Annotated in this window: 21 protein-coding genes, 2 tRNA genes and 1 pseudogene; 12 read left to right on the top strand and 12 right to left on the bottom strand. The window is 61.4% G+C overall.

What is annotated here, in order from left to right; genetic code table 11:
* Positions 1-101: 101 nt before the first annotated feature.
* From AC1DYC_RS04280 to AC1DYC_RS04290, 3 genes are all read left to right on the top strand, one after another.
* Positions 102-887, top strand: a complete 786-nt coding sequence (locus AC1DYC_RS04280; protein WP_477404242.1) for a hypothetical protein — start codon at positions 102-104, stop codon at positions 885-887.
* 304 nt (positions 888-1,191) lie between these two features.
* Positions 1,192-3,603, top strand: coding sequence for an endopeptidase La (lon, locus tag AC1DYC_RS04285; RefSeq protein ID WP_477404244.1), 2,412 nt, complete (start codon positions 1,192-1,194; stop codon positions 3,601-3,603).
* A gap of 198 nt (positions 3,604-3,801) precedes the next feature.
* The gene (locus AC1DYC_RS04290; protein WP_112392385.1) at positions 3,802-4,074 is read left to right on the top strand and encodes an HU family DNA-binding protein; all 273 of its coding nucleotides are present in this window, start codon (positions 3,802-3,804) and stop codon (positions 4,072-4,074) included.
* 108 nt (positions 4,075-4,182) lie between these two features.
* Here AC1DYC_RS04290 and AC1DYC_RS04295 read toward each other — a convergent pair whose 3' ends face one another.
* The gene (locus tag AC1DYC_RS04295; protein ID WP_477408163.1) at positions 4,183-5,205 is read right to left on the bottom strand and encodes an aldo/keto reductase; all 1,023 of its coding nucleotides are present in this window, start codon (positions 5,203-5,205) and stop codon (positions 4,183-4,185) included.
* Positions 5,206-5,381: 176 nt separating this feature from the next.
* Here AC1DYC_RS04295 and AC1DYC_RS04300 point away from each other — a divergent pair, with 176 nt between their 5' ends.
* Positions 5,382-5,948 carry an SIS domain-containing protein gene (locus AC1DYC_RS04300; RefSeq protein ID WP_477404246.1) on the top strand — a complete coding sequence of 189 codons (567 nt, stop codon included), beginning with the start codon at positions 5,382-5,384 and terminating at the stop codon, positions 5,946-5,948.
* A gap of 5 nt (positions 5,949-5,953) precedes the next feature.
* Entirely contained in the window at positions 5,954-6,697 is a 744-nt protein-coding gene (locus AC1DYC_RS04305) for a creatininase family protein (protein WP_477404248.1), read from the top strand.
* Between the two features lie 295 nt (positions 6,698-6,992).
* On the opposite strand, the gene AC1DYC_RS04310 is transcribed toward AC1DYC_RS04305, so the two are convergent.
* From AC1DYC_RS04310 to AC1DYC_RS04320, 3 genes are all read right to left on the bottom strand, one after another.
* Positions 6,993-7,910 (bottom strand): carbohydrate ABC transporter permease, encoded by a 918-nt coding sequence (locus tag AC1DYC_RS04310; RefSeq protein ID WP_477404250.1) that lies wholly within the window; start codon positions 7,908-7,910, stop codon positions 6,993-6,995.
* A 9-nt stretch (positions 7,911-7,919) separates the two neighbouring features.
* On the bottom strand, positions 7,920-9,035 hold the full coding sequence (locus AC1DYC_RS04315; RefSeq protein WP_477404252.1) for a carbohydrate ABC transporter permease: 1,116 nt from the start codon (positions 9,033-9,035) through the stop codon (positions 7,920-7,922).
* A gap of 94 nt (positions 9,036-9,129) precedes the next feature.
* Positions 9,130-10,794 (bottom strand): ABC transporter substrate-binding protein, encoded by a 1,665-nt coding sequence (locus AC1DYC_RS04320; RefSeq protein WP_477404254.1) that lies wholly within the window; start codon positions 10,792-10,794, stop codon positions 9,130-9,132.
* 292 nt (positions 10,795-11,086) lie between these two features.
* Between AC1DYC_RS04320 and AC1DYC_RS04325 the strand changes: the two genes are divergently transcribed.
* From AC1DYC_RS04325 to AC1DYC_RS04340, 4 genes are read left to right on the top strand one after another with little or no spacing between them, the layout of a single operon-like run.
* Positions 11,087-12,139 carry an ABC transporter ATP-binding protein gene (locus AC1DYC_RS04325; RefSeq protein ID WP_477404256.1) on the top strand — a complete coding sequence of 351 codons (1,053 nt, stop codon included), beginning with the start codon at positions 11,087-11,089 and terminating at the stop codon, positions 12,137-12,139.
* Between the two features lie 43 nt (positions 12,140-12,182).
* Positions 12,183-12,635 carry an RbsD/FucU family protein gene (locus AC1DYC_RS04330; protein WP_477301541.1) on the top strand — a complete coding sequence of 151 codons (453 nt, stop codon included), beginning with the start codon at positions 12,183-12,185 and terminating at the stop codon, positions 12,633-12,635.
* A gap of 3 nt (positions 12,636-12,638) precedes the next feature.
* Positions 12,639-13,568: a ribokinase gene (gene rbsK, locus AC1DYC_RS04335; protein WP_477404258.1), complete on the top strand. Its 930-nt coding sequence runs from the start codon at positions 12,639-12,641 to the stop codon at positions 13,566-13,568.
* A 28-nt stretch (positions 13,569-13,596) separates the two neighbouring features.
* Complete coding sequence (locus tag AC1DYC_RS04340) at positions 13,597-13,746, top strand: hypothetical protein (protein ID WP_477404260.1); 150 nt, start codon at positions 13,597-13,599, stop codon at positions 13,744-13,746.
* On the opposite strand, the gene AC1DYC_RS04345 is transcribed toward AC1DYC_RS04340, so the two are convergent.
* The gene (locus AC1DYC_RS04345) at positions 13,721-14,398 is read right to left on the bottom strand and encodes a class I SAM-dependent methyltransferase (protein WP_477404262.1); all 678 of its coding nucleotides are present in this window, start codon (positions 14,396-14,398) and stop codon (positions 13,721-13,723) included. The genes AC1DYC_RS04340 and AC1DYC_RS04345 overlap by 26 nt on opposite strands.
* 69 nt (positions 14,399-14,467) lie before the next feature.
* On the opposite strand from AC1DYC_RS04345, the pseudogene AC1DYC_RS04350 reads away from it, so the two are divergent.
* A pseudogene (locus AC1DYC_RS04350) lies at positions 14,468-14,635 on the top strand (glycosyl hydrolase 108 family protein); the annotation flags it as partial.
* 49 nt (positions 14,636-14,684) lie between these two features.
* Here AC1DYC_RS04350 and AC1DYC_RS04355 read toward each other — a convergent pair.
* The gene (locus AC1DYC_RS04355) at positions 14,685-15,068 is read right to left on the bottom strand and encodes a hypothetical protein (protein WP_477408336.1); all 384 of its coding nucleotides are present in this window, start codon (positions 15,066-15,068) and stop codon (positions 14,685-14,687) included.
* Positions 15,069-15,706: 638 nt separating this feature from the next.
* Positions 15,707-15,783: transfer RNA gene (locus AC1DYC_RS04360), tRNA-Asp, on the bottom strand.
* A gap of 219 nt (positions 15,784-16,002) precedes the next feature.
* Here AC1DYC_RS04360 and AC1DYC_RS04365 point away from each other — a divergent pair.
* Positions 16,003-16,078: transfer RNA gene (locus AC1DYC_RS04365), tRNA-Val, on the top strand.
* A gap of 124 nt (positions 16,079-16,202) precedes the next feature.
* On the opposite strand, the gene AC1DYC_RS04370 is transcribed toward AC1DYC_RS04365, so the two are convergent.
* Complete coding sequence (locus tag AC1DYC_RS04370) at positions 16,203-16,748, bottom strand: hypothetical protein (RefSeq protein WP_477404264.1); 546 nt, start codon at positions 16,746-16,748, stop codon at positions 16,203-16,205.
* A gap of 186 nt (positions 16,749-16,934) precedes the next feature.
* Here AC1DYC_RS04370 and AC1DYC_RS04375 point away from each other — a divergent pair, with 186 nt between their 5' ends.
* Positions 16,935-17,756, top strand: coding sequence for a M15 family metallopeptidase (locus AC1DYC_RS04375; RefSeq protein WP_477404266.1), 822 nt, complete (start codon positions 16,935-16,937; stop codon positions 17,754-17,756).
* A gap of 66 nt (positions 17,757-17,822) precedes the next feature.
* Here AC1DYC_RS04375 and AC1DYC_RS04380 read toward each other — a convergent pair whose 3' ends face one another.
* The 4 genes from AC1DYC_RS04380 to AC1DYC_RS04395 all read right to left on the bottom strand — a co-directional run bounded on the left by AC1DYC_RS04380 (position 17,823) and on the right by AC1DYC_RS04395 (position 21,163).
* On the bottom strand, positions 17,823-18,053 hold the full coding sequence (locus AC1DYC_RS04380) for a hypothetical protein (protein ID WP_477404268.1): 231 nt from the start codon (positions 18,051-18,053) through the stop codon (positions 17,823-17,825).
* 174 nt (positions 18,054-18,227) lie between these two features.
* On the bottom strand, positions 18,228-18,998 hold the full coding sequence (locus AC1DYC_RS04385; protein ID WP_477404270.1) for an SDR family NAD(P)-dependent oxidoreductase: 771 nt from the start codon (positions 18,996-18,998) through the stop codon (positions 18,228-18,230).
* Between the two features lie 13 nt (positions 18,999-19,011).
* The gene (locus AC1DYC_RS04390) at positions 19,012-20,007 is read right to left on the bottom strand and encodes an ABC transporter permease (protein ID WP_477404272.1); all 996 of its coding nucleotides are present in this window, start codon (positions 20,005-20,007) and stop codon (positions 19,012-19,014) included.
* A 115-nt stretch (positions 20,008-20,122) separates the two neighbouring features.
* Positions 20,123-21,163, bottom strand: a complete 1,041-nt coding sequence (locus AC1DYC_RS04395; protein WP_477404274.1) for a sugar ABC transporter substrate-binding protein — start codon at positions 21,161-21,163, stop codon at positions 20,123-20,125.
* Between the last annotated feature and the right edge of the window lie 27 nt (positions 21,164-21,190).

Raw genomic sequence — 21,190 nt, forward strand, 5'->3', positions numbered from 1 at the left:
GAAAGGGCTGGCGCCTGCAACGTTGGGTCGCATTTGAATTAGCAAATTTGTGAGATGTTATTCCGACGCCACTAAGCTCTCGGCGGGCAGTGGGGTAGCGGATGGCAATCCTTGACGTTGATTTCCGACCGGTTGCGGACGACGACACATCGTCTGAAGTAACGCGGCTAAGGACAGAGGCTGAAGCGCGGGCTGGCTCGCTGGACGATATGGCTTTGCGCGCCGCATCCTACTACGAGCTGTACACCGGCAGCGGCCGCAGCTTCCCCTTTACCATCATCGCCGCACATGGCGCCTTGTGGGCGCGCTGGTATCTCAAGCTGGCCGATGCCGCGGCGAGGGTGCTTGCGGTGATCGATGTCACCTCGACCTTGCCCCGTGCGGAACGGATCGCCTCCTACGACAGGTTCGTCGACAAGTTTCGCGACATCAACCGCGTGGTGTTCATGGAAACCTGGGTGACGCTGCATTTGCTGCGGCTCGACCCTGACCATCCGCATCTGGCCGATCGCATGCCAAAGCCGCTCAGGCATGCGATAGCCGACGCCCAGAAGCAGGCTCTGGCGGGCCGCGAACCTGATAACGACGACAAGCGTCGTGTCTACCAGGACTATTTCAGGTGGGAGCAGGTGGTGGTCGTCGGGCCGCTGGTCCAGGCTGCAATCGACGAATTTCATTGGGAATTGGCATGCTGGTTCTGCCGCCGTCCCTGGGTATGGTTCTCCTACTTCCGCGTCGGCAAGGCGCTGGTGTTCCGGGATTTCACCGATGCCGAGGAGCGCACTGAAAAGGGTTTGGCGGCGTTCGATTGGGCGGCACGGAAGGGCTGGGACAAGATCGAGGCCAACCTGCTCAGCAATCCGCTCTTTCCAAAGCCCCGTGTTTGACCGGCAAATCAGCCCTTCCAGGGCGGATTTTTACCGTGTTGCCGCAACGCTGCCTTGATGTTGCGCCCCTTTGCTGTTTTGGACGGGGCGCGTTGCAGGCAAACGAGCCGCAATACAGAGGAAGCGCCGGTGTTAACCCTTGATCTTTGCCCCTTGTGCATCCAACTAACACTGGAAGGCCGTGGTGCCGAATTCTGTGCTGTAAAACTCCCGTCACAAACGGTGGTAGGCGGAACGACCCACGGTCGTTAATATGAGATTCGCGGTTGGCTCAATTAGCGGCCGCGACATGAAAGGTTGGACAATGGCCAAAATATCCAAGGCTCCCAGCGACGGCGTCTTCGCAGTCCTCCCACTGCGCGACATCGTGGTGTTCCCGCACATGATCGTTCCGCTATTTGTCGGGCGTGAAAAGTCGATCAAGGCGCTGGAAGAGGTTATGGGTCAGGAAAAGCAGATCCTGCTTGCCACCCAGATGAATGCCGCCGATGACGATCCCGAGCCCGATGCGATCTTCGACATCGGCACGCTCGCCAATGTGCTGCAATTGCTGAAGCTGCCCGACGGCACCGTCAAGGTGCTGGTCGAAGGCGCTTCGCGCGCCAAAATCGTCTCGTTCACCGACCGTCCGGACTTCCACGAAGCCCGCGCTGCCGCGCTGGTCGAGCCGGAAGAGGAAGAGGTTGAGGTCGAGGCGCTCGCCCGTTCGGTCGTCACCGACTTCGAGAACTACGTCAAGCTGAACAAGAAGATCTCGCCCGAAGTGGTGGGCGCTGCCAGCCAGATCGACGACTATTCCAAGCTCGCCGACACGGTTGCTTCGCACCTCGCCATCAAGATCCCCGAGAAGCAGGAGATGCTGGCCACGCTTTCCGTCAAGGAGCGGCTGGAAAAGGCGATGGGCTTCATGGAAGCCGAAATCTCCGTCCTGCAGGTGGAGAAGCGCATCCGCTCGCGCGTCAAGCGCCAGATGGAGAAGACGCAGCGCGAATACTACCTCAACGAGCAGATGAAGGCGATCCAGAAGGAGCTCGGCGAAGGCGAGGACGGCCGCGACGAGGCCGCCGAGATCGAGGCGCGCATCAAGAAGACCAAGCTCTCCAAGGAGGCCCGCGAAAAAGCGGAAGCCGAATTGAAGAAGCTCAGGACGATGTCCCCGATGTCAGCTGAATCGACCGTCGTGCGCAACTATCTCGACTGGATCCTGTCGATCCCGTGGGGCAGGAACTCCAAGGTCAAGCAGGACCTGGCGTTTGCGCAGAACGTGCTCGACACCGATCATTTCGGCCTCGACAAGGTCAAGGACCGCATCGTCGAGTATCTCGCCGTGCAAAGCCGCCAAAAGAAGCTGAAGGGGCCGATCCTGTGCCTCGTCGGCCCTCCCGGCGTCGGCAAGACCTCGCTCGGCAAGTCGATCGCCAAGGCGACCGGCCGCGAATTCATCCGCATGGCGCTGGGCGGCGTGCGTGACGAGGCCGAGATCCGTGGTCACCGCCGCACCTATATCGGTTCGATGCCCGGCAAGGTCATCCAGTCGATGAAGAAGGCCAAGAAGTCCAATCCGCTCTTCCTGCTCGACGAGATCGACAAGATGGGCCAGGACTTCCGCGGCGATCCGTCATCGGCCTTGCTCGAGGTGCTCGATCCCGAGCAGAACTCGACGTTCATGGACCATTATCTCGAGGTCGAATACGACCTGTCGAGCGTGATGTTCGTGACGACGGCGAACACGCTGAATATCCCTGCGCCTTTGATGGACCGCATGGAGATCATCCGTATCGCCGGCTACACCGAGGACGAGAAGATCGAGATCGCCAAGCGTCACCTGATGCCCAAGGTGGTTCGCGATCACGCCCTGCAGCCGAAGGAGTTTTCGGTCAGCGAGGACGCGATCCGCGGCATCATCCAGACCTACACCCGTGAAGCGGGCGTCAGAAGCCTGGAGCGCGAGCTGATGAAGCTCGGGCGCAAGGCGGTGACCGAGATCCTGAAGACGAAGAAGAAGACGGTGAGCATCACGGCGGCGAACCTCGCCGACTACCTCGGTGTTCAGCGCTTCCGCTTCGGTCAGGTCGAGGCTGACGATCAGGTCGGTGTCGTCACTGGTCTTGCCTGGACGGAAGTCGGCGGCGAGCTGCTGACGGTCGAAGGCGTCATGATGCCCGGCAAGGGCCGCATGACGGTGACCGGCAATCTGCGCGACGTGATGAAGGAATCGATCTCGGCGGCGGCCTCCTATGTCCGCTCGAGAGCCGTCGATTTCGGCATCGAGCCGCCGCTGTTCGACAAGCGCGACATCCACGTCCACTTGCCGGAGGGCGCCACGCCGAAGGACGGACCGTCCGCAGGCGCCGCTATGGCGACAGCCATTGTGTCGATACTGACGGGTATTCCGGTCAGAGCCGATGTGGCAATGACTGGTGAGATAACGCTTCGCGGCCGCATCTTGCCGATCGGCGGCCTCAAGGAGAAGCTGCTCGCCGCACTGCGCGGCGGCATCAAGAAGGTGCTGATCCCGGAAGACAACGCCAAGGATCTGGCGGAGATTCCGGACAATGTGAAGAACGGCATGGAGATCATTCCGGTCTCACGCGTCGGCGAGGTTCTGAGGCATGCGCTGGTGCGTATGCCGGAGCCGATCGAGTGGGTCGAGCCGGTCAATCCGCCGGCCACGACCGACAGCGCCGACGATGCTGGAAAGCCGCTTGCACATTAGAATTCTCTAAAGTTGCAGCGCACAAAGAGAGAGCCGGGCCTTGAGCCCGGCTTTTTCATGTGAAAAACCCACCTTTTCCGGGCTTTTTCCAACTTTTTCCGCGCTTTTCGACTTGGTTGCGGGAACGCTTCTTTCTAAAGTCCGTTTCCTGCCGGATGAGTCGAAGAGTTCCGGTTTTTCTCATGGAAGGGAATTTTTATGAACAAGAACGAACTGGTTTCCGCTGTCGCTGAATCCGCGAGCATTTCGAAGGGTGACGCACAGTCGGCGGTCGATGCGGTGTTCTCCGTCATCACTGGCGAACTGAAGAAGGGCGGCGATGTACGGCTCGTCGGCTTCGGAAATTTCACCGTCTCCAAGCGCGCGGCGTCGACTGGCCGCAACCCGCAGACTGGCGCGGAAGTGAAGATTCCGGCGCGTACCGTGCCAAAGTTCTCGGCCGGCAAGGGCCTCAAGGACGCGGTCAACTAAGACCATTTTTTCTTTTCAGAGAATGTTGAAAAGCCGGGTTCGCCCGGCTTTTCTTTTGGCTCAATGGCAACGCGACACGGCCGGCCGTCAGCCCGCTGGGGCGAGCCTTCAGCCCACCGGCGCGTCGGCGCGCATCAGACCTTCCTGCTTGAGATCGGCCCACAGCGCTGCCGGCAGCCTGGCGTCGAGCAGCGCGCGGTTGCTCTCGACCTCGGCCGGCCGCTGGCCGCCGGGAATGACCGACACCACGGACGGGTGCAGCAGCGGGAATTGCAGCGCCGCCTCGATCAGCTTGACGCCATAGCGCTTGCAGACCGCTTCGATGCGCCCGACGCGATCCATGATGTCCTGTGGCGCCTCGGAGTAATTGTAGTAGGCGCCTGGCTTCGGCCCGGTCGCCAGTATGCCGGAATTGTAGGGGCCGCCGAGCACGATGCCGATGCCGCGTTTTTCACAGAGCGGGAGGAACGATTGCAGCGCCTCCTGTTCCAGCAGCGTGTAGCGCCCGGCCAGCAGGAACAGATCGAAATCGCCGCGCTCGGCAAGCGTCTGGCAGACCTCCCATTCGTTGATGCCGCCGCCGAACGCCTTGATCACACCCTGGTCGCGCAGCGCCAGCAGGCCGGAATAGCCCGAGGCCATGAACTCCTCGATGCGCCGGTCGGATGCTTCCTTGCTGCTATGGGTGAAGATGTCGAGGTCATGGACGAAAAGGATGTCGATGCGGTCGACGCCGAGCCGTTCCAGGGAGGCCTCGAACGAGCGCATGACGCCGTCATAGCTGTAGTCGTAGACCTCGCGGCGCGTCGGCGTGTCGAAGAATTTGCCGATGCCGGTACGCTCCTCCGGCGGGCAGGCGCGCAGCAGGCGGCCGACCTTGCTAGACAGCACATAGTCGTCTCGGCTTTTGCCGCGCAGAAAGGCATTGAGCCGCGTTTCGGCGAGGCCTAAGCCATAGAGCGGCGCGGTGTCGTAGTAGCGGCAGCCGGTCGCCCATGCGGCCTCCAGAGTGGCATTGGCTTCCTCGTCGGGCACGGCGCGATAAAGGTTGCCGAGCGGCGCGCTTCCGAAGCCAAGTTCGGTGAAGTCGATGCCGCCATTGCCGATGCGGTCGAAATGCCGTGTCTTCATGTCGCGTAAGATGTCCTGGATTGATTTGTCTGACATGACACTATCACGCCGCTGGCACAGCAAAAGCCGCGGCGACTGTTGGACACGCATTTTCGCGGTGATAGCATGAACAAAAACAAGCCTTTCCCCGCAAAAGCGCAACCGGAAATCCTGGCCACAACCCTGGCGGAACGCTGATGACGAATGCCGGCCCGGATATGTTTGCGACCGCCCTGCAAGAGCTGGGCGCCGTGCTGGCACGGGTCGACGAAGCCGGCATCGACACCGCTTGCCAAACGCTCGCCCGCGCACAAAAGATCGTCGTCTATGGCTGCGGCCGCGAAGCCTTGCAGCTCAAGGGCTTCGCCATGCGGCTCTATCACCTCGGGCTCGAGGTCTCGGTGGTCGGCGACATGAACACGCCGCCTGTTGGCCCGGGCGATGTCTTCCTGGTCAGTTCCGGCCCTGGCGAGACCACGACGGTGCTGACCCTTATGCAGGTCGCCCGTGACGCCGGCGCCACCGTGCTGCTGCTCACCGCCGAGGCTGGGGGCAGTGCGACCGCACTCGCCGACTTCACCTTGCTCATCCCGGCGCAGACCATGGCGCGCGACCAGGGTCCGCAAAAGACATCGCTGCTGCCGATGGGCTCTGTCTTCGAAGGCGCGCTGTTCCTGCTGTTCGAGGTGATGGTGCTGAAGCTCAAGGGGCTGACCGGCCAGTCGTCCGAGGCCATGCGCGCCCGCCACACCAACATGGAGTAGGCGCGATGCGCTATGAATTGATGCTGCCGCACCAGATTCGCAAGGCGATTGCCGAGAACTGGCCGGTGGTGCTGCCGCTCGGCGTGCTCGAATATCACGGCGAGCACATGGCTGTCGGCATGGACACGCTGGCCGTCATCAAGACGCTGGAACTCTACGAGAAGGAGAGCGACATCGTCATTCTGCCGCCTTTCTACTACGGCGCGGCGAGCTATGCGGTGGCGGCGCCCGAAGGCAGCGGCTCGGTGCAGGTCGGCGGCAATCAGCTGGCGCCGTTTGGCGAAGAGCTGTTCTACAGCCTGCTGCGCATCGGCTTCCGCAACATCCACGCCATCATCCACCACCAGACCGAGAATTTCGTCGCCGGAATGCCGACCGACCTCGCCTTCAAGACCGCCGGCCGCCAGGCGATCTTCCGCTTCCTGGAGAAGCAGCGCGGCGAGGGCTGGTGGGGCTCAAACGAGATGGCCGACTATTATGCCGGACACGCCGCCGGCGAGAATTTCTTCAACTGGGTGCAGGTGCATCCGCTGATGTCGGCCGAAATGAACGGCAAGTACCCGTTCGATCATGCCGGCATCGGCGAGACGTCGCTGATGCTGGCGCTATGTCCTGAGGCTGTCGATGCCGGTCGCTTTGGCGAGAATACCGGGTGGTACACGGCGAATGCCAAGGAGGCCTCGGCGGAACTGGGGCAGAAGGGCGTTGCCATGATCATGGATCATCTCAAGGCGATACTGGGGCACTAGAGCGAAAGGTGCTCTAATTCAATATCGGCGAACTACGAGACCGATGGTTGAAGCCGTCGTCATTATGAAAATGAAAACAAAAAAAATTATGAAAAACCAATATCTTACAGGTTCTGTTGACCTGCCATAGGTCCTTCCTCTAGCCGGGAAAACTCCGGCCAATACGGCCGGATAGACGACCTTGGCAAGGAAGCCAAGCAGCCAGAAATCCGCCCATATCAATGCGGCGATTGCCAGAATTTCATGTATCTTCAAAAAAAATCCGTGCAAAACCGAAGCAGTTTACAGGGCTCTATTACTTCACCGCGCCCGCCGTCATGCCCATGATGAGATAGCGTTCAAGCGCAATCCCGATCACTGCCAGCGGGGCGATTGCGGCGGTGGCAAGGGCCGCCATCGACCACCAGTTGATGCCTTGCGAGCCGGTCTGGCTCGCCACCATGACCGGAATGGTCTTGGCATCGGTCGAGGTCAGCAGCGCGGCGAAAAAATACTCGTTCCAGCACAGCACCATCGCCAGGATGAAGGCGGCGACCATGCCGGGGAGCGCGATCGGCATGACTATGCGGAAAAAGGCGCCCCAGATCGACAGGCCGTCGACAAGGGCTGCCTCCTCAAGCTCGACAGGGATCGAATTGAACTGGTCGCGCATGATCCAGATGACGATCGGCAGCACCATCAGCGTGTAGAGCAGGATCAGCCCAATGCGGGTGTCGAGCAGGCCGACCTCGCGGTAGAGCACTAGGAACGGCAGGGCCAGCACCACCGGCGGCAGGATCAACTGCGACAGGAAGAAGAAGGAGATGTCCTCGTTCTTGAACCAGGCGAAGTGATAGCGGTAGCGGGTCAGCCCATAGGCGGCGAGGCTGCCGATGATGATGGCAAGGCTCGACGCGCCGACCGAGGTGATGACCGAATTCATGAAGCGCTTGAGGAACTCGTCGCGCACCGTCGAGGTCCGGAAGATCGAGTCCGGCGACAGGCCGAGCGAGCGCCAACCCTTCCAGTCCGGCTGGAAGTCGACGAAGGGAATGAGGTGCCCCTGGGTGACGTCGACCGCGGTCTTGAACGAAGTGGTGATCGTCCAGTAGATCGGGAGCAGGCAGATGAAGGCCCAGAAGGCCAGCGCGCCATAGATGAAGACGCGATTGGCCAAAAAGCCCACCGGCGAGCGGATTTCCGAAGCGACATAGTCGGTGGTCTGGACGCTCATTGTCCCCCGTCAGTTCACGTTGCGCACGAAGCGGTTGGCGAATTTCAACAGCCAGGTCACGAACACCACGATGATGACGAGATAGGCCATCGCCAGCATGGTGCCGTAGCCGACATTCGAACGGTCGCGATATTCGCGGTAGATGAAGCTCGACACCGAATCCGTGGCGCCGCCGGGGCCGCCGGAGGTGACGGTGATGATGATGTCGGCGAGCTTCAGCTTGAAGATGATGCGCAGGATCACCGCCGTCACCGACACCGGCAGCATCAGCGGGAAAGTGACCTGCCAGAAGGTCTGCCAGGTGGTGGCGCCATCGACGCGCGCCGCTTCCAGAACGTCGCGCGACATCGCCTGCAGGCCGGCAAGCAGCATGATCATCATGAACGGGATGAAGGTCCAGGCATCGAGCACCATGATCGAGATGCGGGCGGTGATCGGGTCGGAGAAGAAGGCGGGGTTTTCCCAGCCGAGATGGCGCGCCAGCGTCGCCGCCGGCCCGAAGCGGTATTCCATCAGCGATTTGCCGATCATCCATGACACCGCGACCGGCGACAGCATCAAGGGCATCAGGAAGACGACGCGGAAGAATTTGCGCGCCCGGATCTGCGCGTTGAGCAGCAGCGCCAGGCCGAAGGCGATAGCATATTCGACCAGCACGGCGAGCACATAGAGCACCATGTTGAACAGCGCGTTGCGGTAGTACGGGTCGGCCAGCATCTGCCAGAAATTGTCGAGCCCGTTGAATTTCCGGCCGGTGACGGAACTGAGGTTCCAGTCGGTCAACGCTATGTAGAAGCCGAACAGTGTCGGAAAGATCACCATGGCAATGGTGAACAAGAGCGCCGGCAGCAGGAACAGCGCGCGCTGGCCATCTTCGCCGCGCGTCAGCACCTGGCCGGCGCCGAGCGCCACACCCCACAGCACATAGGCGTAGACGATGGGGCGCCAGGTCTCGAAACCGAGCGTAGTGATTTCACTCTTGTAGAGGATTTCCAGCGCGATCACCGCCAGCAGGCTAAGCGTGGCGGCGGCCATCAGGGCAAAACCCGCCCGCTTGCGGCTTGGCGAGATCAGATCGGCTGGCCCGGCGTTTGCCGGCCATGCATTGGTGGTCTGGTCAGCCACGCGTCCCGTCCGTTCAAAACTATGCCTGTGACCGGCCCGAGCCGGCCAGATCCGGCGGTTTGCACCGCCGGACCTGTTGTCACGATAGGATAGCCTACACGCCAAGCGACGCCTTGTAGAGCTTGATCTGGTTCTCGCGGCCGAGCTGATCGGTCAGCTTCTCCCAGGCGGCGGCGATGGCGTCGGCGCCTTCCTGCGCCTTCATCTTGCCGGCGAATGTGTTGGCCAAAATGTCCTCGGCAGCGCTGTAATACTGGAAGATGCCGGGGATGCGCGGCTCAATCGCCGCGTTCGGATGGTTGTAGCTGTCAGCCTCCGACTTGAGATACGAGGTGATGAACGCCTCGTCATAGCCGGCAGCCACCCATTCCGGAATGTTGAAATGGCTGTTGCGGTAGGGCTGGAAGCCCGACGGATACGCCGCGCACCAGAGGGACAGGTCCTTGCCGCCGAGATGGGCAGCCGCCGACCAGGCGGCCTTCTTCTTCTTTTCGTCGCTATCGACGCGGGCCATGACATAGACGCCCCAGCCGAGATAGGCGCAGTTCGGCGAAAAGTTCGGGCCGCTCGCAAGCGTGTCCCACTTGCCGGTCTTGGAATTATAGACATCGTCCGAGCCAGGCAGGATCGAGAAGCCGGTGACGTCGCCGACGACCGAGGAGTCGCTGGTCTTTGCATTCGAGCCAGCGTCTCCCCACCAGGCCAGCATCGAACCAGTGCCGCCCAGGAATTGCGAGAAGCAGGTCTGGTTCGGGTCGGCGTTGATCTGATCCGGGGGCTCGGACGGTAGCGCATCGATCACGTCCTGGATCGCCCGCACCCAGGCCGGATTGTTGATGCGCGGCTTCATCGTGTCGGCGTCGAACAGCCAGGCCTTGTCGTCCGGATGCTTGGCATAGGCGGTAGCGCGGCTGCCGAGGAAGTAGAAGCCGAAGCCACCCCAAGCCTTGGGCGCGTCGAGATAACCGTAGACGTCCTGGCCGTTGAACTTCTTGCCCTTGAGGAACTTGGTCACGGCCTGCACCTGCTGCCAGGTGGTCGGCACGCCCCAGGGTGTTGTATTGCCGGCGGCCTTCCACTCATCGGCGAGGCCCTTGTCGGCGAAGACATCGGTGCGATAGTTGAAATTGTGCGCGTCGCCGTCGACGGTCACGCGATATTGTTTGCCATCCCAGGTGCCCACAGGCGGCTGCAGATAGGCCACGACATCCTTCATGTCGATCTGTTCTTTGACCCAGTCGGGCATGACCGAAGCCAGCCCCTTGCCGCAGACGTCGCCTTCGAAGGGCGCACCCATCTCGATGACGTCGAAGTCGACGGTTCCGGTGGCGATCGACTGTTGCAGACGAGCGCCGTAATCGGCCTGTGCCAGGTCGATCCAGGTGAACTTGGCCCCGGTATAGTCTTCCCACGCCTTCAAGAAGCCGCGGTACAGCACATTGTGCAGGTTCTGGTTGTTGAGGCCCATGAAGGTGAGTTCGACACCGGCGAACTCGCCTTGCTTGACACTGGCCTTGGTGGCGCCAAGGCACATCTCGCCGACCTTCTGGAAGTCGGCGTCGGTTGGTTGACCCTTGCCGACGCCAGGGACCTGCAGGATCTGCGCGCGCAGATCATCAGCAGCGAAAGCTGGACGCGTCAATGCGCCCAGACCCGCGCCGGACGCAGCAGAGAGCGCGGCCATGCCGGCCGCCCCCTTAAGGATATCACGCCGGGTCGCACCCGCGCGGACGAGTTTTTCGTACAGACCGACTCTCATCTACCATTCCTCCCAGAACAACAGTCGTGAATTGACCAATCTTGAATTTGATATGCCAATCTCTCTGACGCCGAAACGTCGGCAGTTCTCCTTTAGCATACGGGGACGTGGGACCCCACCCTGCGTCGCCTGGAGCTCCGATTTTCGGGAAAAAATCCGACTGTCGGATTGGCACTCGCCACTATTCGCGTAATCGATTACCTTGTCAACACGAATGACTTTTTATCTATAAGATACTGACTTGCCCTTGCCGTTGGCAATGGCTAGCTTCACCGCGAGGAAAGGGGGGACGATGGCTCAAGTCGCGATCACCAATGTGGCCAAGGCGTTCGGAACCGTCAAGGTCCTGCACGACGTCAGCGTCGAAATCGCCGATGGCCAGTTCGTGGTGCTGGTCGGCCCGTCGGGCTGCGGCAAGTCCACGCTGCTCAGAATGGTGGCCGGGCTGGAAACCGTCTCCGGCGGCACGATCGCCATCGGCGAGCGGATCGTCAACAATCTGCCGCCGGCCAAGCGCGACATCGCCATGGTGTTCCAGAACTATGCGCTCTATCCGCACAAGACGGTGGAGCAGAACATGGCCTTCGCTTTGAAGCTGCGCGGCACCGACCCGGCCGTGGTCGCCGAACGGGTCAAGCGCGCCGCCGACATCCTCGACCTCAACCCCTACCTGAAGCGCTATCCGCGCCAGCTCTCCGGCGGCCAGCGCCAGCGCGTCGCCATGGGCCGCGCCATTGTGCGCAACCCGCAAGTGTTCCTGTTCGACGAGCCGCTCTCCAATCTCGACGCGAAGCTGCGCGTACAGATGCGCACCGAGATCAAGGAGCTTCACCAGCGGCTGAAGACCACCACCATCTACGTCACCCACGACCAGATCGAGGCCATGACCATGGCCGACAAGATCGTCGTCATGCGCGATGGCCGCATCGAGCAGGTCGGCGCGCCGCTGGAATTGTTCGACCGGCCGGCCAATCTGTTTGTCGCCGGCTTCATCGGCTCGCCATCGATGAACCTGCTCAAGGGCGTGGTGCGCAAGGGCGACAAGGTCGAGATAGCGGGCACGCTGTTCCCGATCGCTGCCGGCAGCGCCGCCAAGGAGGGCCAGGCGGTGGTCTACGGCGTGCGGCCGGAGCATCTCGAAATCCACCCCGACGGCGTGCCGGCGAAGATCTCGGTGGTCGAACCGACCGGCTCCGAAACGCTGGTCTTCGTGCGCTTCGGCGACGGCGAGATGGTGGCGCTGTTTCGCGAGCGGCACGACTTCAAGCCCGGCGACACGCTCAATCTCAAGCCGCGCCTCGACCAGGTCCATCTCTTCGACGCCGAGACCGGCAACCGGCTCTGATTTTCCAATCGACTTTGACCAAACCTGTTTGACGAGGACTGCCATGCTCAAAGGGATCAACCCATTGCTGAACGCCGATGTGCTTCAGGCGCTGCGGGCAATGGGGCACGGTGACGACCTGATCATCGCCGACACCAATTTCCCCGCCGATTCGGTGGCGCGCCAGACCGTGCTCGGCAGACTGCTGCGCATCGATGCGCCGGCGGCCGATGTGGTCAAGGCGGTGCTGTCGCTCTATCCGCTGGACACCTTTGTCGACGACGCTGCCGCCCGCATGGAGATCGTTGGCAAGCCGGCCGAAATTCCGCCGGTGCAAAAAGAGGTGCAGAAACAGATCGACAAGGCCGAGGGCAAGGCCTGGCCGATGATTTCGGTCGAGCGCTACGCTTTCTACGAACGCGCCAAGAAAGCCTATTGCGTCATCCAGACCGGCGAGCGCCGCTTCTACGGCTGCTTCGCCTTCCGCAAAGGCGTCGTGCCGCCGGATGCGGAGTAAACCATGGCATCCGGCAAACCTGTCGTCATACTGGGCGTCTTCGTCGCCGACACTGCCTATCGTGCCGATCGCCAGCCGCGCATGGGCGAGACCATTCTTGGCAATTCCTTCAAGCTGGGGCCGGGCGGCAAGGGCTCGAACCAGACGGTGGCGGCCGGCAAACTCGGCGCCGACGTCACCTTCCTGACCCGGCTTGGCGTCGATGCTTTCGCCGACATGGCCAAGGCGACTTGGAAACATGCCGGCGTGAAGAGCGCCGTCATCGACACGCCGCAAAGCTATACGGGTGCCGCCTATATCTTCATCGAGGAGACAACCGGCAACAACGCCATCATCGTCAGTCCGGGCGCTGCCATGCTGATTACGCCTGATGACATCGAGGCCAATGCCGGCTTGATCGGTTCGGCCGGCGTCTTCGTCACCCAACTCGAACAGCCGATCGACGCAGCACTGCGCGCACTCGAGATCGCGCGCGGGGCAGGGGTGACCACCATCCTCAACCCGGCGCCGGCGGCAAAACTGCCGGACCGCATCTACACGCTTTGCGACTATGTCACCCCCAACGAGACCGAGGCCGAGGAACTGACCGGCATCAAGGTCGCCTCCATCGACGATGCCCGCCGCGCCGCCGACAGCCTGCTCCAAAAGGGCGTCGGCTCGGTCATCATCACGCTTGGCGAAAAGGGCGCGCTGCTGCACACCGCGAACCGTTCCGACCATGTCCCCGTGGTCAGCGCCGGCCCGGTGGTCGAAACCACCGGTGCGGGCGATGCCTTCAATGGCGGCCTGGCCGCAGCCCTCGCCAAAGGCGTGGAGCCGCTGCAAGCGGTGCGCTTCGCCTGCGCCGTCGCCGGCATTTCCGTGACGCGGCCAGGGACGGCGCCGTCCATGCCAACGCTGCAGGAGGTCGAGGCGCTGCTGGCCAATGGGTGACTGCGGACTGCGCGCAAGGGGGTCTTCGATGCTCTGGGTTGCACTGGTCATCGGCGCCTTGCTCGCGGGCAAGTGCCTGTCATTCGTCGCGACGCTTGCCGACACGGCGGCGAAAATGGCCGGCTCCGCGCCCGAGCCCAATTCCTATGTAGTCACGCCGCCTTGTGCAGCACAGTGAAGTTGGTGAACACTTCCATCTTGGCAATGGCATATTTCGTGTAGCCGCCGGCAGCCGTCGGTGCTTGGATGTGGTCCATCAGTTGCTTGACCAATCCGACCATTCCATGGGCGTGCGATGGGAAGATCATCGGCATGCCAGGGACGCCGATGACGGGAGGCGAATAGGGTGCGGCATCGTATTCCCCGTTTTTGCCGAATGCAGTGCAGATGTCTTCGATGATGTAGACACCGCCGGGTTTAACCGCCTTCGGAAACAGATGCGCGAACGACATGCCTGTGCGGAACCCGACGTGCGAGGCGTCGTCAATGATGATGTCGAACTGTTCGCCAGCAAATTCTAAGGCGGCGTCAAGTAGTGCTGGATCTGCTTGCTCGCCATGCGCGAAGTGGAAGCGCTCGCTTGTCGGAAAGGCTTCGGGCTTCATGGCGCCGTCCAGCCCGGCAATACGAGCATTGGGATGAGGAAAATATTCGTCCCACATCTGCATTGAGGCGCCCTTGTGGACGCCAAGTTCCAGCAGACGGACAGGCAAGTCGCGCATCGGCGAAAACAGCCGCTCATACTCTCGCAGGTAAATGGCTGGCTTTTTGTACGGGTCGGCACCGTAAAGATTGTCGGCAAGTTGCTGCAAAGTCGGCTGATCAGCCATTTTGTTCTTTCCTCCCCGATTTAGCACTCTGCCACCAGCGGCCAAGAAACAACATCCTCATCTTCAAAAATGTATTCTAACCACTGCTCGCGAGGGCGGAAAGGAACTACTACGGACCGCAACTTCGCGAGAGCCCTTCAGCTCGTGCTGGTGAACGAGGGCGGTTGGTCGGACAATCCGGATGACCCCGGTGGTGCAACCATGACGGGGGTGACGCTGGCCAACTTCCGCCGCTACGTGAAACGCTGCTGGCGAAGGTTTGATCTCGACCACGTCTCTTGCCGCCTTACCAGTCAGGATTGTCGTCGAGCCAATAGGCATCAAGGCAACCGAATTGGCGCGGCATGCCAAGACGCCGTTTGGCGTCAAAAGCCATCTCCGAACGAGTCCACTGTGAATTGCTCTCTGTCACATCGGGCACGATCGTGTACCCATCCGCGATCAACGCAGCCTCATTTCCTCGAAGTGCCTTTTGAAACCATTCTCGATGCGGCTTTGCGGGTAGCGGCGTCCCTGCATGCATTTCCTGGCTCAGGATGCCGGAATACATCTGGGCGCTGATCGTTCTCAGTGCGTCTTCGGAGATTTGCCTGGAGGTGTCGTTGGACCAGCATCGGCCTGCCGACGCCACTAGCGTCGCTGCCAACAAGCCTGCCAGAAACCGCGCCACCTTGGTCCCTTCCGGTCAGGGTGGCATATTAGCAACAGATAATGTTAATCGGCAATCCGGTCTTGCGCCGTTGGCATAGGTGTCCCGTAATGGGGCGACGGTTTGGCACCGCATTTGCACTGTCAGCAATGCCGGGAGCATCCATCGCTCCAGGCAGCCGGGGGGCGATTGGGGCCCGCCGCTTCTGAAAATGAAGCTGCGGGCTCTTTATCTGCCAATTTGAAAGCAGCCTGAATCGCCGAAACATTGGGTGCTGGGCCATTATGTATTTTCCGCAATTTCTGGTGGGCATGTTCGCAACGTCGTTCGTCGTTGCGATCTGGGCCGACATGGCAACTGGATCCGTCTGGAAGGCGCTCGGCTGGGCTGTCCTTGCAATGGTCATTCTTCAGCTTGGATACGTCGGCCTCGTCGTCCGCCTGATCTACAGGCGGGAATCGGAAGGCATCGAGGGAAATGCTGCGAGCGGGGCTCGAGCCCGCGACCTCCGGCGTGACAGGCCGGCACTCTGAGCCACACCGCGCGCAGCTATTGATCGCTGCAAGGCGATCAATCTGAATTAATGCATCCAAGGAGACATTTTTGACATCAACGTCGACATTTCTCCGGCACCAAGGATCGTGACCCTTGAAGAGAAATGGCGCGAGTGACGGGGCTCGAACCCGCGACCTCCGGCGTGACAGGCCGGCACTCTAACCAACTGAGCTACACCCGCGCATTTGACGAGCACGTGTCAGCCGTGTTCGTCGTTGGGGCGGTGGATAAGGGGTTCGCCACCGGGTGTCAAGCGCAGCTGGGCAGCATAAACGCAAACAGGAGAAGGTTTTTTGACAGGCGGCGTTTTGCCCGGGAAAACCGCTATGCGGCTAAGCTCACGCCTGCTCATTTGGCCTTGCGAAGCCCGTTGCGACCGCTTAAAGGTCCGGCCCGGAGCGGGCGATTAGCTCAGTTGGTAGAGCGCTTCGTTTACACCGAAGATGTCGGCGGTTCGAGCCCGTCATCGCCCACCATTGTCCCGGACACCAGTCCAGTCGTCGGCTTCAATCGCCTTTCACGCCCGCAAGTCAGCCGCGTATGATCGGTGGCGCGGGCGCGGCCACAACCAGCCACGCCCGCCTTTCTGCTGCTGACAGACTACTGCTTGACGTAGCAGGCCTTCTTCACGCGGCGGATGGGGTCCTCGCCAAAGGTGTCGAGGTTGCACATAACGCCATTCCTGAAAACGCCTTGGACGTATTGGCCGCGCGCGCCGTAGCGGACCAGTTTGCGGCCACGGAAATCACAGTACTGATTCTCCCTGGCGCAGGCCACCCAACGGCCACGGCCCTGGCCGTAGTCGTCGTCGCCGTAATTGTCGTCGTCATTGTCGCTATAATCGTCACCGCCGCGGCGCGTCACGATATAGCAAGCCTTGTCGCGGCCGGGCGCGGGATCGCCAAAGACGCGGTTTGAACAGGGCACGGCGCGACGGTCGAAAAAGCGGGAGGTGGTCTGGCCGCGCGCGCCATAGACCACTTCGGCTGGATAGGGCAGGCGGCAGATGCCACCCTCGTCAGCGCATCGCTGCATCCGCTGGGCCGACGCTGTAGCCGGGAAAAGAACAGAAGCGGCCGAGGCCAACCCGACCAGGCAAATGAATGTGAACACCATCCGGATCAGGGTGCTGGAGGTTTTTGACACGACTTGTCTCCCTTATTGATTCACGCGCCATCTTACAGCAGCCTAGCCAAACGCAAGATGAACGAAAGCCATTGCCAACAATCGGGATGAGCTGAATTCCTGTTTTCGGGCCAGGGAGGTGCCGCCGTCGACCCAGATTTGATAAGGGGTCTTGGGCATCGATTGGCTCTCCGGAGAAGCAGGACAATGATCGACCATCCCAAGCGCCTGCTGTTTCGGCTGATGTTCGTCTTCGCAATCTGTGGCATCGGGCGCCTCGCATATGCAGCGAATGCGGGCGATGGCGTGGACCAGCCGGCCGCCAAAGCGGCCTTGCTCAAGGCCTATCCCGGACTTTTCACCATCTCGGGCAATGTCCTGACCTGGACCGACGGCACCACCATGGTGTGGGACGACGGCAAGGCGCGCGACGCCGAGGCGCTGCTGGAGAGCCCCGACATCGAAGACATGTTTCGCTACGTCTATCCGACGGCAGCGGAGGGCGCGCTGGTCCCGGCGGAGGATTTCGACCCCGGTCGTATCCGCAACGAAGCTTTCTTCGAGAAGCTTTATGGGGCAAGTGCCGCGGAAGTGGGCAAGCACATCGCCAACGTCAAATGGCTGCCGAAACTCGGCAAGAAGACCGTGCAGGTGACCAAAATTTTCGCCATCAACGACCGGCTGGGCAAGATCTCCGATGCGATGGAGGCCATGCCGGCGGAGCTGAGCCGTTACGGGCTCAAGCCCGGCGGCGGCTTTGTCTGGCGGCCCATCGCCGGAACCAACCGTCTGAGCGTCCACTCCTTCGGCGCGGCCTTCGACATCAATGTCGGTTTCTCCGACTATTGGTATAACAACAGAAACAAGACTGACCCCAAGGCACACATCCCGTTCAAGAACCGGATTCCGCTGGAAATCGTGGAATTGTTTGAGAAAAACGGCTTCATCTGGGGCGGGCGCTGGTATCATTACGACACCATGCATTTCGAGTACCGGCCTGAGCTGCTGCTTTACAAGAAACCCGGCTGATCGCTGGCAGTCAGCCGTAAGGCACATGCGCAGGGGCGAACCCCGCCGATATTGCCTTTATGCGCGTCAATATCGAAGCCCCAGATTCTTGGCGACTTGCCGCCCGTTGGCGGTCGCGGCACTACAAAGCCGGCGAAGATCGGCACGGATGTTTTCGGAGTTCAGCAGCTCGGTTGCTTCCGGAAAGCCCTCGGCCAGCAACGTGGCAACAATCTCGGCCGGCGACTGATGGAAACCGTCTTCTGCCAAAGCATGCGCCCGCTGGAAGATGTAGCTGGCTCTGATTTTGTCTGGCATTCACAAGTACCTCCCTTGATCGGCACTTGATGAACAACTTTCGAGAAGTATTCGGGTTCCATGCAACTTATAGGGGAAGTCGGATCGCCGACGCAGCAAGCGCTGTATCTTTCGCTGGAATGACCTCTCGTCGCCAGGGAGCGCAGCCCGTTCCGTTGCCGATTAATGCAAAGATCAAGGCGGCAGCAGCCTAAAATCCTTGCCTTCCGGCAGCAATTGGCCGCCGTCGACGACAATGGTCGTACCCGTGATGTAGCTGGCGTCGTCGGAGGCGAGGAACAGGAAAGCGTTGGCGACATCGCGCGGGCTGCCGAGGCGTCCCAACGGGATGGAATCCTCCATGTTCCTGATATAGGCGGCGCCGCGGTGCAGCTCGATCGCTTCGGTCAGGATGTTGCCCGGCTCGACGCCGTTGACGGTGATTCCGTAGCCGGAAAATTCCAGCGCCGCCGAACGAATGAAGCCGTTGATGCCGGCCTTACTGGCGCCGTAGTGGCCGTGGCCGGGGCTGGTGACGTGCGGGCCGGTGATCGACGAGGTGTAGAGCATGCGCCCGTAACGCTGCGCCTTCATCGGCGGCAGGGCCGCCAGCGTGGCGTTGAACGTGCCGCGCAGATTGACCGCCATCACCCGGTCCCAGTCGTCCGGACTGGTGTTTTCGATCAGCTGCCAAGGGTAGATGCCGGCATTTTGCACGACAATGTCGAGACGGCCGTGGCGGCTCAACGCCAGCGCCACCGCAGCCTCGGCGTCGGTCATTTGCGAGATGTCGGTGCGAACGAAGGCAGCGCCGAGCTCGTCTGCTGTCGCCTGACCTGCCTCGGCCTCGCTGTCGGCCAGCACCAGCCTTGCGCCTTCTTCGGCAAAGCGCTGCGCGATGCCCTTGCCGATGCCGCGCGCGCTGCCGATGATCAGCGCGACCTTGTCTTGCAGCCGTCCGGTCATGCGAGCCGTCCTCTTACGCGAGTCGTTGGCGAATGGTTTGCTTGAAGGCGTCGAGCAGCACGGCGGCGAGCACCAGCAGGCCGTGGATCACCTGGGTGAAATTGGCCGGCAAGCCCATCAGGTTGATCGCCGTGTTGATGGATGAGAGCAGCAGCACGCCGGCATAGACACCGGGCAGAGTGCCGACGCCGCCCTTCAGGCTGACGCCGCCGATGACGACGGCGGCAAAGGCGTTGAACAGCAGTCCGGTGCCGAGATTGGCGGTGGCACCGGAGGTGCGGATGGCGAGCAGCCAGCCGGCAAGGCCGGCAATGGCGCCTGCAAGCACGAAGGCAATGATCAGATTGCGGTTGACGCGGATGCCGGCGCGGAAGGTTGCGGTCTCATTGCCGCCGATCATGATCAGGTGGCGGCCGAACGGCGTCTTGGCCATGATCAGCGAGAAAAGAACGAAACAGGCGACCGCGATCCAGGCGGTCAGCGGCAGGCCGATCAGGCGCTGGATGCCGAACCAGCGGATGGCCGGCGCCAGGTCCTGCGCCGAGCGGCCACCGGAGATGACCAGCACCAGGCCGCGCACCCAGATGTAGGACGCCAGCGTGATGATGAAGGCGCTCATCTTCACCTTGACCACGAGGTAACCGTTGAAGGCGCCGATGATGCCGCCGACGATCAGCGCAATCAGCAGCGAGACCGGAACCATCAGCCATTGCGGGCTGAGCTGTATGCCCATGCCGATGCCCGACGAGCAGAACAGAATGCCGACCGTCATGGCGCTGAGTGCGGCCACCGATTCCACCGACAGGTCCATATGGCCGGCAATGATGACCAGCGACAGACCGATCGACATCACGCCGAGCACGCTCGATGCCTCGATGATGTTTGCGAAGATGCCGAGCTGGAAATAGTTGGGAACGAAGATGGAAAAGACGATCAACACAAAGACCAGCATGAACCAGACGAGATTGTCGAGGACGAGCTCGAGCGTTTGGCGGGTGTGAGGGTTCATGGGCTGATCCGGTTGACGCGCTGGTTTCAGGGTGTTGTTCCGTCGCGCGATGCGTGTACGCGGCGCTTTTGAGGGCGCTCCGGGCCCGGTGTGGCCCGGAGCGGTCCTCGCGATCTTATTCGATTGGCTTCACGGTTTCCGTCGGAGGCTTCTGGTTGCCCCAGAAGGCCGGGTTGTCGACGTTCTCCTTGGTGATCGCGGCACCCGGGATCTTGATGTTCGGCCCCCAGGCTTCCTTGGTCACTGTCGATTTCAGGCCAAGCACGTCATACTCGCCGGGCTTGATCTCTTCCTTCTTGACGATCTTGTCCATGAACATGGCGATGGCTGCCGCCTGGGCATAGAGCGGCTGCTCGACCTCGACATTGAGCCAGCCCTTGCGGATCAGGTCGAGGCCGACCGGAGCGCCGTTCGAGCTCATCATCATGACGTCGCCAGGCTTCTTGCCGGCGGCCTCGAGCGAGGCGACGCCAGCGACCGAGAGATGCGCGGCATGGCTGAAGATCAGGTCGATGTCAGGATTGGCGAGCATCTGGTCGGCGACGATGGTGCCGGCGTTGCTCGCTTCCCACTGCATGGCGGGCAGCGAGATGATCTTGACGTCCGGGAACGCCTTCATCTTCTCCTCGAAGCCCCTCTGGATGTCCAGCGTGTAGGGATCGCCGGGATCGCCGAGCACCTGCAGGATCTTGCCCTTAACCGCGCCGTTCTTGGCTTTCAGCAGCTTCTCGGCCTGGTCGGCCGCGACGTAGCCGATCTCGATTGTGCCGGCCACCGAGGTGAAGTCGGACGGAGTGGACGTGATCTGGCGGTCGAACTCGACCACCGGAATGCCGGCGGCGCGAGCCGCCTCTACCGACGGCTTCAGCGCGTTAAAATCGACCGCCGCAAGGACGATCGCCGCGGGCTTCAGCGCAATGACGTCGTTCATCTGCGATTGCTGGGCGTCGGTCTTGTTGTCGGCGTTCAGCGTCTTGAAGTCATAGCCGACCTGCTTGAGGAACAGTTCCAGCGCGGTCACCGAGCCGGTCTGGAACTCATCGAGCAGTGTCGGCACCAGATAGTAGACGGTGCCCTTGGTCTGGGACATTGCCGGCGTGAGCGAGGCAAGAGCCAGTGCCAGGATACCGAAGACAAGAACTAATATTCGCTTCATGTCGTTCGCTCCTCTTTTATTACCGGA

Source organism: Mesorhizobium sp. P2_E7 (assembly GCF_056403855.1).

Coding starts and splice junctions, on each gene's coding strand:
- AC1DYC_RS04280 (WP_477404242.1), top strand. CDS start 102: ATGGCAATCCTTGACGTTGATTTCCGACCGGTTGCGGACGACGACACA.
- lon (WP_477404244.1), top strand. CDS start 1,192: ATGGCCAAAATATCCAAGGCTCCCAGCGACGGCGTCTTCGCAGTCCTC.
- AC1DYC_RS04290 (WP_112392385.1), top strand. CDS start 3,802: ATGAACAAGAACGAACTGGTTTCCGCTGTCGCTGAATCCGCGAGCATT.
- AC1DYC_RS04295 (WP_477408163.1), bottom strand. CDS start 5,205: ATGAAGACACGGCATTTCGACCGCATCGGCAATGGCGGCATCGACTTC.
- AC1DYC_RS04300 (WP_477404246.1), top strand. CDS start 5,382: ATGACGAATGCCGGCCCGGATATGTTTGCGACCGCCCTGCAAGAGCTG.
- AC1DYC_RS04305 (WP_477404248.1), top strand. CDS start 5,954: ATGCGCTATGAATTGATGCTGCCGCACCAGATTCGCAAGGCGATTGCC.
- AC1DYC_RS04310 (WP_477404250.1), bottom strand. CDS start 7,910: ATGAGCGTCCAGACCACCGACTATGTCGCTTCGGAAATCCGCTCGCCG.
- AC1DYC_RS04320 (WP_477404254.1), bottom strand. CDS start 10,794: ATGAGAGTCGGTCTGTACGAAAAACTCGTCCGCGCGGGTGCGACCCGG.
- AC1DYC_RS04325 (WP_477404256.1), top strand. CDS start 11,087: ATGGCTCAAGTCGCGATCACCAATGTGGCCAAGGCGTTCGGAACCGTC.
- AC1DYC_RS04330 (WP_477301541.1), top strand. CDS start 12,183: ATGCTCAAAGGGATCAACCCATTGCTGAACGCCGATGTGCTTCAGGCG.
- rbsK (WP_477404258.1), top strand. CDS start 12,639: ATGGCATCCGGCAAACCTGTCGTCATACTGGGCGTCTTCGTCGCCGAC.
- AC1DYC_RS04340 (WP_477404260.1), top strand. CDS start 13,597: ATGCTCTGGGTTGCACTGGTCATCGGCGCCTTGCTCGCGGGCAAGTGC.
- AC1DYC_RS04345 (WP_477404262.1), bottom strand. CDS start 14,398: ATGGCTGATCAGCCGACTTTGCAGCAACTTGCCGACAATCTTTACGGT.
- AC1DYC_RS04375 (WP_477404266.1), top strand. CDS start 16,935: ATGATCGACCATCCCAAGCGCCTGCTGTTTCGGCTGATGTTCGTCTTC.
- AC1DYC_RS04380 (WP_477404268.1), bottom strand. CDS start 18,053: ATGCCAGACAAAATCAGAGCCAGCTACATCTTCCAGCGGGCGCATGCT.
- AC1DYC_RS04385 (WP_477404270.1), bottom strand. CDS start 18,998: ATGACCGGACGGCTGCAAGACAAGGTCGCGCTGATCATCGGCAGCGCG.
- AC1DYC_RS04390 (WP_477404272.1), bottom strand. CDS start 20,007: ATGAACCCTCACACCCGCCAAACGCTCGAGCTCGTCCTCGACAATCTC.
- AC1DYC_RS04395 (WP_477404274.1), bottom strand. CDS start 21,163: ATGAAGCGAATATTAGTTCTTGTCTTCGGTATCCTGGCACTGGCTCTT.